Raw genomic sequence first — 13,022 nt, 5'->3', positions numbered from 1 at the left:
CACCGCATCGGTGCAGGGCGGACAGCGGTACGGAAAGCGGACGGAATGCGGCAGGAATCGGGGGCGACGGGAAATGAACGAGACCTTGGTGACACTCGTGGGAAACGCCGCGACCGCGGTCGACTTCCGGGAGACCGCGACGGGATCGACGGCGCGATTCCGATTGGCGGTGACGCCCCGGAGGTGGGACCGGGAGCAGCAGGTCTGGGCGGACGGACGCACCAGTTTCTACACGGTGTGGGCGCGGCGGACACTCGCGGCCAATCTCTCCGGCTCGGTATCGGTCGGAGAGCCACTCGTCGTGCACGGCCGGCTGAAGGTCCGCGAGGAGGAGCGGGACGGGGCGTGGAAGACCTCCGTGGACATCGACGCCCTCGCGGTGGGACACGACCTCACGAGGGGGACGGCCGCGTTCCGGCGGGTGGTCAGAGGCGATCCCGCACTGACGGCGCCTACGCATCGTCAGAAACCGGCCACGGAAATGGCATCGCTGTCCTGAAGGGGAGGGGGCGCGCCCAACAGGGCCATAACGATTATGAGTCGGAATGGTTGTCTGACGGTAAGGCGGGGGAATCCTCTTCGCTCGCTCCTTACGATTCCCCAGTACTCATGCGGCACTTGAGTCTGCTGGCGGGACACCTCCCACACGCGCATCATGCGTGAGGTCTCGCCCGGAGGGGAATTCTGTGTTTTCTGTGTCTTCAGCGTCCACTTCGTCGTCGACGGAGGGCTCCCCGGGGAGCCGGAGCCGGAGCGGAAACAGGCGGCCCGGCCAGGAGCCCGCCGGCGACGGCCGGGGCCGTGGCCTCGTCAGAACGGCAGCCGCGATGCTGGCGGGCGGACTGGTCGCCGCGGGAACCCTCGTCGGAGCCACGACCGCGACGGCGGCGACGGCGGACGAGGCAGGTCAGCACCAGGGCGGGGCGACCGCCGTGCTGGACGGGCTGAAGACCTACGACAGTGCCGTACTCCGGACCGGAGGCGAGGACGGCGAGGCGGGCACGACCCAGGAGCTGCCCGCCGGCCTCTTCGAACTGGACGTCGACGGCGGCGGCCAGCTGAAGACGTACTGCATCGACATCCACAACCCCACCCAGGACCGCGCGAAGTACCTGGAGACCCCCTGGGACCAGACCTCGCTCGGCGCCAACGGGAACGCAGGCAAGATCCGCTGGATCCTGCAGCACTCGTACCCGCAGGTCGACGACCTCGCCGAGCTCTCCGACGAGGCCGGCACCGGGCCCCTGACCGCCAGGACGGCGGCGGCGGGCACCCAGGTCGCGATCTGGCGGTTCTCCGACGAGGCGGACGTCGAGGCCAAGGACGCGCAGGCGGAGAAGCTGGCCGACTGGCTGGAGAAGAAGGCGAAGAGCGTCGCGGAGCCGAAGGCGTCCGTGGCGCTGGAGCCCGCCGCGGTCTCGGGCAAGGCCGGCGAGCGGGTCGGCCCCGTCACCGTCCGTACCGACGCGGGCCAGGTCTCCGTGACCCCGCCCGCCGACGCCGCCGCGGGCGGGGTCAAGGTCACCGACAAGGACGGCAGGCCCGTCACCGAGGCCGCTGACGGCACCGGCCTCTACTTCGACATCCCAGAGGGCGCCGCGGACGGCTCCGCGGCGATGACCGTGCAGGCCACCACGTCGGTGCCCGTCGGCCGGGTCTTCGCCGGTCTGACCAAGAGCCAGACCATGATCCTCGCCGGCTCCAGCGAGTCCACGGTCACCGCGACGGCGAGCGCCACCTGGGCGGAGAAGGGCGCGGTGCCCGCGCTCACCGCGCGGAAGAACTGCGCCAAGGGCGGCGTGGACATCACGGCCGGTAACAAGGGCGACGAGGCGTTCACCTTCGAGCTGGCCGGCACCGAGCACACCATCGCGGCGGGTGAGACCCGCACGGTGACGATCCCGGTCGCCGAGGACCAGGCGTACGACTTCACCATCACCGGGCCCGGCGGATTCAGCAAGAACTTCAGGGGCGTCCTGGACTGCGCGACGGCGGGCGCACCCGACGCCGGTGACGACATCGTCACCCAGAGCGGCTCCGAGCCCGTGCCCGCCCGGATGGGCACCAGCTCCACCGGAGCCGAGGGCGACCTCGCGGAGACCGGCGGCTCCAGCGCCACTCCGGTCATCGCGGGTGTCGCCATCGCCCTCGTCGTCCTCGGCGGCGGCGCGGTCTTCCTGCTCCGCCGGAAGAAGCCGCAGGACAGCGGTGAGTGAGTGAGCACGGGCGCGGCGGGAACGCGCCGGTGAAGGGCCCGGTACGGACGACCTCCGTGCCGGGCCCTTCGCGTACCGGCGTCCCGGAACCGCACCGCCCGGGCTCGGCCCGGAGCTGTACCGGACCGGCCCCGGGCTGTTCCCGCCGGTTGCCCCGGGGCCGTTCGCGGACCGTCTCCAGGGCCGCCACGAGGCCGTTCCGGGACCGCTCGCGGAGCCGTCCGGGGCCCGTCCACGCGGCCGGACGGTGGTGCGGGGACGGTACCGGGGGCCGGACGGGTTTCCGTCCGGGCGCGGACGTCAGGCAAGATGGGTGTATCTGCCCACACCTCTATTGCTGCCGGACGGTTTCTCTTGGCTGAGTACATCTACACCATGCGCAAGACGCGCAAGGCGCACGGCGACAAGGTGATTCTCGATGACGTCAATCTGAACTTCCTGCCCGGCGCGAAGATCGGTGTCGTGGGGCCCAACGGCGCCGGTAAGTCCACGGTGCTGAAGATCATGGCGGGCCTGGAGCAGCCGTCCAACGGTGACGCCTTCCTGTCGCCCGGGTTCAGCGTCGGCATCCTCATGCAGGAGCCGAAGCTCGACGAGAGCAAGACCGTGCTGGAGAACGTCCAGGACGGTGCCGCCGAGATCATGGGCAAGCTCAAGCGCTTCAACGAGGTCGCCGAGCTCATGGCGACGGACTACTCCGACGCGCTCATGGACGAGATGGGCAAGCTCCAGGAGGACCTGGACCACGCCAACGCCTGGGACCTCGACGCCCAGCTGGAGCAGGCCATGGACGCCCTGGGCTGCCCGCCCGGCGACTGGCCCGTCAACAACCTCTCCGGCGGCGAGAAGCGCCGTGTGGCGCTCTGCAAGCTGCTCATCGAGGCCCCTGACCTCCTCCTCCTCGACGAGCCCACCAACCACCTCGACGCCGAGTCGGTCAACTGGCTGGAGCAGCACCTCTCGAAGTACCCGGGCGCCGTCGTCGCCGTCACGCACGACCGGTACTTCCTGAACAACGTCGCCGAGTGGATCCTCGAACTCGACCGCGGCCGTGCCCTGCCCTACGAGGGCAACTACTCCACCTACCTCGACAAGAAGGCGACACGCCTCAAGGTCGAGGGCCGCAAGGACGAGAAGCGCGCCAAGCGGCTCAAGGAAGAGCTGGAGTGGGTCCGCTCCAACGCCAAGGGCCGCCAGACCAAGTCCAAGGCCCGCCTCGCCCGGTACGAGGAGATGGCGGCCGAGGCGGACAAGATGCGGAAGCTGGACTTCGAGGAGATCCAGATCCCGCCGGGCCCGCGACTCGGTTCCATCGTCGTCGAGGTCGAGCACCTCTCCAAGGCCTTCGGCGACAAGGTCCTCATCGACGACCTGTCGTTCACGCTCCCGCGCAACGGCATCGTCGGTGTCATCGGCCCGAACGGCGCGGGCAAGACCACGCTGTTCAAGATGATCCAGGGCCTGGAGACGCCGGACTCCGGCGCCATCAAGGTCGGCGACACGGTCAAGATCTCGTACGTCGACCAGTCCCGCGCCAACATCGACCCGAAGAAGACCCTCTGGGCCGTCGTGTCGGACGAGCTGGACTACATCAACGTCGGCCAGGTCGAGATGCCCTCGCGGGCGTACGTCTCCGCGTTCGGCTTCAAGGGCCCGGACCAGCAGAAGCCGGCCGGCGTCCTGTCCGGCGGTGAGCGCAACCGCCTCAACCTGGCGCTGACGCTCAAGGAGGGCGGCAACCTGCTGCTCCTCGACGAGCCCACCAACGACCTCGACGTCGAGACCCTGTCCTCGCTCGAGAACGCGCTGCTGGAGTTCCCCGGGGCCGCTGTGGTCATCTCCCACGACCGCTGGTTCCTGGACCGCGTCGCCACGCACATCCTGGCGTACGAGGGCGACTCCAAGTGGTACTGGTTCGAGGGCAACTTCGAGTCCTACGAGAAGAACAAGATCGAGCGCCTCGGCGCGGACGCGGCGCGCCCGCACCGTGCCACGTACAAGAAGCTCACGCGAGGCTGATCGACTTGGCCCGTCACATCTACAGCTGCCCGCTGCGCTGGTCGGACATGGACGCCTTCGGCCACGTGAACAACGTGGTCTTCCTCCGCTACCTGGAGGAGGCGCGCATCGACTTCATGTTCCGGCTGGCGCCGGGGGACGGCTCGCCGTCCTTCTCGGGCGGCTCCGTCGTGGCACGGCACGAGATCGACTACGTGCGCCCGCTCGTCCACCGGCACGCGCCGGTGACCATCGAGTCCTGGGTCACGAAGATAACGGCCGCGTCGCTGACCATCGCCTACGAGGTCAAGGACCCCGGGCAGGTCTACGTACGGGCGTCGACGGTCGTCGTGCCCTACAACCTGGCCGAGGAGCGGCCCCGGCGGATCACCGCCGAGGAGAAGCTCTTCCTCCAGGAGTACCTCGACCAGGAGCCCGCCGTCGTATGACAGTGCCCGTACGGTCGCCGCGGTTCGCCGACGGAAGGGAGGCGGCGGATCTCGCCGCCTTCCTCGGCCGGCTGCTGCACTACGACCGAGCCGCCGCCGTCCGCCTCCAGGCGGGCGGCGGCGCGCTGGCCGTCTTCGGCCGGCCGCCGTCGTTCGAGGTCCTCGCGATCCGGACGGTCCGGCTGGCCGGGGTCCACGACTTCGACGTCACGGTCTCGGCCGGTGAACTCCTCGAAGCCCTCGACACGGACGCGGGCGACGAAGAGGCCGGCGTGAGCGCCCTGCCGGCACCCGTCACCGGGCCCCCGTGGGCCGGGATGCTGCCGCCGCGCGGCGGATGGCAGGAGCGCCCCGGGCTGCCGGGCGCCGTCGACCTGCGGAACGAGCTCGCCGACGCCGTGGCCGAATTCCGTGCCCGCGACGCGGCGCTGCCCGAGGACCGGCGCAACCGGGCGGAACGCGACCTGATCGGCCGGGACATCTGGTCCCGTACGGTCGGGGACACGGACCTCCCGCTGCGCGCCGTGCACGCCGCGCAGTCCCTCGGCTTCCTGCGGCCCGCGCCCGGCTTCCCCGTCGCGCTGCTCGCCGCCGGTTCCTGGCTGCGGCTGCGCACGCCGTTCGGCTCGATCGCCCTGCGGGGCGCGGGCGGCAGCGGGCTCGGCTCGCTCGCCGTGACCGTCGGGACCGCCTGAGGACAGCGGGCCCGGGCCTGCGGCACGTCCGCCGCGGATTCCTCGCCGCGCCTACTCCTTCGACGCGTCCGGCCACACCCCGATGTGGTCCTGCTCCAGCTCCAGCATCACCCGGTGCTCCATTCCCAGCGCCTCCGTGTACTCGGCGGGCAGCTGGAGCCGGCCCGCCCGGTCGAGCATCGCGTACTCCCGGGCCACCTGGGACTCCTGTCCCGTCGCGGCGTCCACCTCGGTACGCCGCAGCACCTCGGAGGACGTGCGGCCGTCGCGGATCGCGACCGTACGGCGCACCTCGTCCGCCACCGCCTGGTCGTGCGTGACGATGACGATCGTCGTACCGAGTTCCTCGTTGGCACGGCGGAACGCGGCGAACACCTGCTCGCCGGTCGCGGAGTCCAGCTCACCGGTCGGCTCGTCGGCGAGCAGCACCGAGGGGTTGTTGGCCAGGGCCACCGCGATCGCCACCCGCTGCTGCTGTCCGCCGGACATCTGGGCGGGGCGGCGGTCCCGGCAGTCCGTGACGTCCAGCATGTCCAGCAACGCGTCGGCCCGCGCGGCCCGTTCACGGTTGCGGCCGCCGCCGCGCAGCTGCATGGGCAGCGTGACGTTCTGCGCGGCGGTCAGATACGACAGCAGGTTGCGGGAGGTCTGCTGCCAGACGAAGCCGACGATGTCACGGCGGTAGCGCAGCCGTTCCTTCTGCCCCATCGCCAGCAGGTCGCAGCCCGCCACCTTCGCAGACCCCGCGGTGGGGACGTCGAGGCCCGCGAGGATGTTCATCAGGGTCGACTTGCCACTGCCCGAGGCGCCGACCAGCGCCATCAGCTCTCCCTCGGCGACCAGGAGGTCGAGCCCCTGCAACGCCTGCACCTCCACACCGTCCGTGGAGAAGACGCGCACCAGCCGGTCGCAGGCGATCAGGGCGTCATGCCCGTACGACGGCCGGTCACGGCGGGCGGCGGCCCGCTGTTCGAGTTCCGCCAGCGTGGTCTCTGTCGACGATGTCACCGGGTGTCTCCTGCCCTGAGTTCCTTGATCGATCCACGGCGGCCCGCCCACCACGCCTGGACACCGGCCACGGCGGCGGCGAGGAGGACCACGCCGGCCGCCGGGAGCACCAGCGACCGGACGTCGGCCCGCAGGGAAGCGGCGCCGGGCGTCGAGGGGTCGCCGCCGGCCAGTGCCAGCGTGCCCAGATCGACGCCGGGTGCCAGCAGGGCGATGGTCGCCCAGCCGACGAGCAGCCCGCCACACGCGGCCAGCAGTGCCTGCGGCATCGCCTCGAACGCGAGCAGCCGCCGTCCCTGACGGGTGGTGAGCCCCATGGTGCGCAGCCGGGCCAGCAGCGTGGTGCGCTCCGGCGCCGTCTGCAGCAGGGAGAGGAGCACGGCGAGCAGCGCGTACCCGGCGCCCGCCACGACCGCGGCCCCGTAGATCCGTTCGGCGCCCGACTGCATCGGGGTGTCCACGAACTTCGCGCGCTCAGCCGTCCGCAGCCGCAACCCGTACCCCGGTCCGGCGTCGCGTGCGGCGGCCCGGAGCTGCTTCTCGTCGAGTGAGACCCCGGTGATCAGCAGCGTCGTGGGATCCGGGAGGGCGAGCCCCTCCGCGTCGACGATCAGGTAATCCGAACCGCTCACCGCGGAGGTGCGCGAGAGCACCCCGGCTACCCGCACCGTGATGTCACCGGCCTCGGACCGGATGGTGTGCGGCCGGCCACCGAGCCGCTCCGCGAGCGCGGGCGAGACGACGGCGGGGAGCACCCGGCCGTCTCCCGGCCCCCGTTCCAGCGCGGCGGCGGGGAAGTCCGGGAGCCCGCCGCCGCGGGCCAGCCGTGCGTAGGACTTCGGTTCCACGCCCATCAGGGTCGCGCGCCTCGTGTCCGACCTGGCGTCCCGGGCCGAGGCCAGGGGGGTCCCGTACTCGATGCGTACGGCCGCGACGTCCTGGACGCCGTCCACCGCCCGCACCTGGCGGATCAGGCCGTCGGAGACCGGGGAGAGCGCGCCCTCCCCGCTGATCCTGGCGTCCGCGCCGACGGCGCGCAGGGCGGCGTCGGCGCGGGCGTCCGCGACCCCGGCGAGTACGGAGCCGCCGAACGCCGCGGTGGTCAGTGCGATCAGCAGGGCCAGCAGGGGCAGCGTGCCGCTCGACGAGGCCCGGCCCGCGCGGGCCAGCGCCAGGAAGCCGACCGCTCCCCGCAGCCGTGCCACGGGGCGGGCCGCCAGCCGCAGCGGCAGCGGGTACAGCCGTACGAGGACGAGGGCGGCGATCAGCCCCACCAGGACGGGCGCGGAGCTGACCAGCAGGTCGGCGCCCGACCCCGTCGTCGTACCGCGGCGGCGCAACGCCGCCACCGCGCCGGCCGCGAGGACGAACAGGGTCAGTTCGGCCACCGTGCGGCCCTTGCCGGGGCGGGCGCTCGTCAGATCGTCGCGGGCTCCGTGCAGCGACGGCCGGCGGTGCCGCAGGGCCATCCGGAGCGGGAGCACCCCGCAGACGAGGACGGCGACAGCGGCGGCACCGGCGAGGGCCGGGAGGAACCGGGCCTCACCGACCAGCAGGACGGCCGTCAGCAGCCCGAGCGCCGCCGCCGGCAGCACGGCTACCGCCGTCTCGGCCAGCAGCCGCCCGCCGATGCCCGTGAGCGACCCACCGCGCGAGCGCAGCAGGGCGAGTTCGTGGTGGCGGCGGGCGCTGATCAGCCCGCCCGTCATGAGCAGGACGACGGCGGCGACCGCCCCGATACCGACCGCGGCGACGGTGACGACGGGCCCGATGGCGGCGCGCGTCGACGCGTAGGCACCGAGGATCGCGTCCAGGTCGGTGGTGAGCGTGGTGTTCGGCCCGGCGATGTCGCGCAACTCCAGCAGCCCGGGCCCGTTCTCCACCGCCGCGACACCGGCCACGAGCCCGGGGACGTCGGCCGTCGTCAGCCCCGAGGCGTCGGGGGCGAAGCGCCAGTACAGCTCCGGCTCACCCGTGGTGGCGAGCAGTGCCGGACCGGTGTCCGGGGCCAGCAGCAGGGTCGCCCGCCAGTAGTAGACAGGCGTCGGGGAGCCGGGATCCCTGACCAGGGACGGGGCGCGGAACAACGGGTCGACCGCCCAGTAGCCGCTCCCGGGCCGCAGCGGCGTGACGATGCCGGTGATCCGCACGGTGAGCGGCCCACCGCCCTGGGTGGGTACCGCGATGGCCGAGCCCGGCTTCATCCCCAGCTCCGCCGCCGTCTCCTCGGTGACGGCGGCCTCCACCTCGCGGGTCCCCAGCGTCACCACGTCACGCGCCATGGGCCAGCGCCCCGACCGCAGGGTGCTGTGGCCGGGCAGCGCAGACGGGGACGCGTACGTGAACCGGGGCGGCAGGGCGTTGGGCCGGGGCAGCCATGCCTCATCGGCGACCAGGGGCTTCGTGGTGTGGACCCCGTAGGAGGAGCGGGGCGCATCGGCGCGTACCGGGTCCGGGAGCGCCTCTGCCAGCGCCCCGTCGGCCGCCGCCAGCGCCTTCTCCCGCATCGCGCTCTCACGGACCGAGGGCGCCTGGCCGAGCGGCGGCGGCAGCGTCGTCACCTCGAGGACACTCTGCCCGGGCGGGGCGGCCGTGACGCCGTGGCGCAGTGCCTCCGTCTCGTACGCGTCCACGGAACGCGGGAAGGCGGCGGCGAGGAAGGCGGTCAGGAACACGAGGACCGCGAGGGCGGCGGAGACACCGGGAGCGGTGCGCAGCCTGGTACGCACCCAGGGGGCGCAGGCAGCGGGGATCTTGGCGGCGTTCATGTCAGTTGTCCCCCTGGTGGCGCAGCGAGACCGCCGGGTCGCCGCGGCGCAGCGTGAGCGCGGCGACGAAGAGCAGCGGCAGGGCGGCGACCGCGGCGAGCAGGACCGCGACCTGGCCGGCCGGCAGCATCACCAGCACGTCCGGCACAGGCCTGGTGGCCTGCCCGGTCAGCACCACGAGCGGCACCACGGCCCGGGTGAGCACCGCCCCGAGGACGAGGCCGATCAGCAGGGCCAGGCAGACCAGCACGCCCTGCTCGGCGGCCATCAGCCGGGCAAGCCGGCGACGGGGCGCGCCCAGAGCCCGCAGCACGGCGAACTCGGCGGCCCGTTCGCGCTGCGAGCCCACGAGGCCGACGGCGAAACCGACCGCGGCCAGCGCGGCTGCCACCACGGCGACGGCGAGCAGCGCGGCCTGCGGTCCCGCCCCCAGCGGGTCGTCCGTCAGTTCCCGTGCCACCTCGTCGCGCACCCGCACCTGCGCGGGATCGGTGCCGGGCAGCGCCCGCAGCCCGGCCGCCACCTCCGCGCCGTCGCCTGGTGCGGTGCTCAGCCACCACTCGGTCGGCGCGAGGGTGGCCCCCGGCCGGTGCGCGAGCACCTCCGACACCGCCCTGAGGTCCAGCAGCAGGCTGCCGCCCGCCTTCACGGCCGAGTCCGGCGCACCGCCCTCCGGAGCACCGGCGGCCGGGCCCGTCGTCGGTAGTTGCCGCACCGACTCCACCAGAGTGACCCGGACCGTGTGACCCGCCAGCGTGAGGTCGATCTCCTGGCCGGGCTCCGCCCCCGCGTACGTCAGATACGCGTCGGTGGCCACGGCCTTCAGCGCGGGGGCCGCCGGACGGGACGCGGTGATCCGCAGGGTGCCGACCGCGGCCCCGCTGCCGAAGAACGAGTCGTCCGGCGGGGTGGCCCCGCTGCCGTACAGGAAGGACGGGGCGGCGCCCGAGCCGGTCACCTCCCGGACCGTCTCGCCGGGGCCGGTCTCGCTCCCCTCGGACACGGTCGCCGCGGCACGCCAGCGCACCCCCTGCGAGGCGGGCGCCGGGCGTTCCTTCCCGTCCGCGCCCAGGGTCCGGAGGCCGGTCACGGACACCAGCCGTTCCTCCGGGCGGACAGCGGGCACGTCACCGTCCAGTTCGAAGCCGGTCACCGCCAGCCCGCCCGACGCCGACACGGGGAACGACAGGGCGTGCGCGCGGCCGTCGACGGGGACGGAGCCCGCCCCGACCCGGTAGCCGATGCCGTAACGGTCCTCCAGCAGCACGCTGACCAGTGCCGTGGAGCCGGTGGGGGACTTCCCGCCGGGCGCCGAGGTGTCACTGACCCGCAGGTCGAACAGCACCCGTCCGCCCTCGGGGAGCACCACCCCGGTCCGTGCCGCCGGGGGCGGCGCGATCGCGTCGAACAGCCCCTGCGCCGACGTGCCGGAGAGGTCACCGCGCATCAGCATCCGCTCGTCCGCGTGCGCGGTGTCCAGGGCGAGCACCTCGGCCGTCCGCCCGCCGGACAGATCAGCCGTCGTACGGAACGCGGGAGCCGCCTCCCGGACGCCCGGCAGGCCCGTGTAGGCGGCGGCCTTCGCGGGGTCGCCGGACTGCGTGCCCACCACCCGCACCGACGCGCCGGACCTGAAGTCCGCCTGGTCACGCTGCGACCGGTCCCAGGACGCGCTCTGACCGATGGCCAGCATGCCCATCGCGACCGACAGGACCAGCAGCAGCACCGGGCCCGCGCCGCGCAGCGGCCGCCTGCTGAACTGCCAGCCCGCCAGGGCCGCCGACAGCCCGCGGCCCCCCGCGGCCCGCCGCTCGGCGAGCCGGGCGGCCGGCGGGAGCAGACGCAGAGTCAGGACCGTACCCGCGAGCAGGGCCAGCGCCGGAGCGGCGACGAGCAGCGGATCGATGCCCAGCTCACCGTCCCGGTCACCGCTGAGCGCCCCGCTGCCGGACGCACCCGTCTGCCGGTCCAGCTGCCAGTACGCCACCCCCGCGATCAGCAGCAGCCCGATGTCGGCGCCCGCGCGCACCGGGGCGGGCAGGGCGCCGGCGCGAGACCCCCGGCGCCCGCCCCCGCCCGCTGCCAGGGCGGGGGCGACCACGGCGAGCGCACACGTCAGCGCGACACCGCCCGCCACCAGCCAGACCGTGCCGTCCGCCCCGCCGTCGAGCCGCAGCCCGATGCGGCCCAGCTCGCTCCGGTCCGCCAGCAGCCGGGTCAGCGGCCCGGCGAGCAGCGGCGCGACGACCGCGGCCGGCACCGCGAGCAGCAGCGCCTCGATCGCGGCCGACGAAGCGATCCGGCCCCTGGAGCCGCCCCGGGCCCGCAGCAGCTCGGTCTCGCCGGCCCGCTCACTGCTCAGCAGCCGTGCGACGAGCAGCAGGGCGTAGCCGGCGAGCAGGACCAGCTGCACGGCGACGATCATGATCGTGGACCGGGACACCAGCAGGGCCCGCTCGATCTGGCCGATGACGGTCGGCAGAGCGGTCCGCACCGTGGCGCCGTCCCCGAGCACCGCGGACAGCTTCTTCGGCCCGTCGGCCGACGCCCGGCGCAGCGCCTCGGTCCTGCCGGTCGTCACCGCACCGAAGTCGGCGGAGGCGAGCCAGGACACCGGACCGGCGCTGATCCGCGCGGACGCGAGCACGGCGGGATCCGCCAGCAGCGGGCCGTACGTGGTGAAGACCACCTTGCGGGCGCCTCGCCCGCCGAGGGGGTCCAGCCGCCAGTACGGGTCCGCCAGATCGGACGCCTCGTACAGGCCGGTGATCTCGACCGGCAGCGGCTTGCCGGTCATCCGGTCGGTGAGCGGGAAGCGGGATCCCGGCTCCAGCTCCAGCGCCTCGGCCGCGGCACGCGGCAGTGCCACCCCCACGGGCTCCCCGGGACCGCCCGCCCCCGCGTCCGGCATGCGGCCGGCGACGAGGCGGACACGGCTGCGGTCGAGCGAGGCGAGATGCGTCAGGTCGGGCTCACCGCGCCGTGCGGACGGCGCCTGGAGGCTGCGCGGCAGGGCGTACGTGCCCGAGCTCTCCAGCTTCCGCACGGTCACCGGCAACCCGTCGAAGGTGGCCCGGGCCCCCTGTCGCACAGTGGCGTCGGCCTCGTCCCGCCGCTCACGGTCGACGTCGGCGGAGACGAAGAGGGCAGCCCGCTCGGCGGAGCGATGGGTGAGCGTGTGACGCAGCGCCGCGTCCCCCATGGAACCGGAGAACGCCGTGAGCGCCGCCAGCACACAGGTGGTGAGCAGCACGGCGAGGACGGCCGCGGAGAGCAGGAGCCTGTGCGCCCGCACCCGCAGAAAGACGAACCCCGTCACCTGATCCCCCGCACCCCGAACAGCCGCACGCCCCGTGGCGCGTACCGGATGCTTTCAGAGTGCACGGGCTCCTGGTAACCGCTTGTGGACGCACCTTGATGGGATCGTGACCGTTATGCGGCCACGGAGCGTCGCATTCCGCGCACGGGTCAGCCAGCGGTGTTGACCATCGAGGCGGCGGCGTAGGTGAGGTAGTCCCACAACTGGCGCTCCTGCTCGGGCGGCAGACCGAGCTCGTCGAGGGCGACCCGCATGTGGCCGAGCCAGGCGTCGTGCGCCGCCCGGTCCACCTGGAACGGGGCGTGCCGCATCCGCAGCCGGGGATGTCCCCGCTGGTCGCTGTAGGTGCGCGGGCCGCCCCAGTACTGCATGAGGAACAGGGCGAACCGTTCCTCGGCCGGGCCCAGGTCCGCTTCCGGGTACATCGGCCGCAGCAGGGGGTCCTCCGCGACGCCCTGGTAGAAGCGGTGGACCAGGCGCCGGAAGGTCTCCTCGCCGCCGACCTGCTCGTAGAAGGTCTGCTCCTGAAGCGTGTCGCGCGGAATCTCTGTCACCCGTCCATCGTCGCA

At 73.4% G+C, this 13,022-nt stretch carries 9 protein-coding genes; 5 read left to right on the top strand and 4 right to left on the bottom strand.

The window, feature by feature from the left end; translation table 11 throughout:
• Nucleotides 1-73: 73 nt before the first annotated feature.
• The 5 genes from ACHFIV_RS26735 to ACHFIV_RS26715 all read left to right on the top strand — a co-directional run bounded on the left by ACHFIV_RS26735 (nt 74) and on the right by ACHFIV_RS26715 (nt 5,358).
• On the top strand, nt 74-499 hold the full coding sequence (locus ACHFIV_RS26735) for a single-stranded DNA-binding protein (protein ID WP_398974057.1): 426 nt from the start codon (nt 74-76) through the stop codon (nt 497-499).
• Between the two features lie 187 nt (nt 500-686).
• Nucleotides 687-2,216: an LAETG motif-containing sortase-dependent surface protein gene (locus ACHFIV_RS26730; protein WP_398974055.1), complete on the top strand. Its 1,530-nt coding sequence runs from the start codon at nt 687-689 to the stop codon at nt 2,214-2,216.
• Between the two features lie 354 nt (nt 2,217-2,570).
• On the top strand, nt 2,571-4,235 hold the full coding sequence (gene ettA / locus ACHFIV_RS26725; protein WP_398974052.1) for an energy-dependent translational throttle protein EttA: 1,665 nt from the start codon (nt 2,571-2,573) through the stop codon (nt 4,233-4,235).
• A gap of 5 nt (nt 4,236-4,240) precedes the next feature.
• Complete coding sequence (locus ACHFIV_RS26720) at nt 4,241-4,663, top strand: acyl-CoA thioesterase (RefSeq protein WP_398974049.1); 423 nt, start codon at nt 4,241-4,243, stop codon at nt 4,661-4,663.
• Nucleotides 4,660-5,358 (top strand): hypothetical protein, encoded by a 699-nt coding sequence (locus ACHFIV_RS26715; protein WP_398974046.1) that lies wholly within the window; start codon nt 4,660-4,662, stop codon nt 5,356-5,358. The genes ACHFIV_RS26720 and ACHFIV_RS26715 overlap by 4 nt, the downstream gene beginning before the upstream one ends.
• A 51-nt stretch (nt 5,359-5,409) precedes the next feature.
• On the opposite strand, the gene ACHFIV_RS26710 is transcribed toward ACHFIV_RS26715, so the two are convergent.
• The 4 genes from ACHFIV_RS26710 to ACHFIV_RS26695 form a co-directional block, all read right to left on the bottom strand.
• On the bottom strand, nt 5,410-6,366 hold the full coding sequence (locus tag ACHFIV_RS26710; protein WP_398974043.1) for an ABC transporter ATP-binding protein: 957 nt from the start codon (nt 6,364-6,366) through the stop codon (nt 5,410-5,412).
• On the bottom strand, nt 6,363-9,134 hold the full coding sequence (locus ACHFIV_RS26705) for an FtsX-like permease family protein (RefSeq protein ID WP_398974040.1): 2,772 nt from the start codon (nt 9,132-9,134) through the stop codon (nt 6,363-6,365). Before ACHFIV_RS26705 ends, ACHFIV_RS26710 begins: the two co-directional genes overlap by 4 nt.
• Before the next feature lies 1 nt (nt 9,135).
• Nucleotides 9,136-12,453 (bottom strand): FtsX-like permease family protein, encoded by a 3,318-nt coding sequence (locus ACHFIV_RS26700; RefSeq protein ID WP_398974037.1) that lies wholly within the window; start codon nt 12,451-12,453, stop codon nt 9,136-9,138.
• A gap of 149 nt (nt 12,454-12,602) precedes the next feature.
• Nucleotides 12,603-13,007 carry a globin gene (locus ACHFIV_RS26695; protein ID WP_103515304.1) on the bottom strand — a complete coding sequence of 135 codons (405 nt, stop codon included), beginning with the start codon at nt 13,005-13,007 and terminating at the stop codon, nt 12,603-12,605.
• Nucleotides 13,008-13,022: the final 15 nt, after the last annotated feature.

Source organism: Streptomyces sp. ALB3, assembly GCF_044385685.1.
In the GTDB taxonomy this organism is placed as follows: Bacteria; Actinomycetota; Actinomycetes; order Streptomycetales; family Streptomycetaceae; genus Streptomyces.
This window is presented reverse-complemented; position numbering and strand designations above follow the sequence as displayed.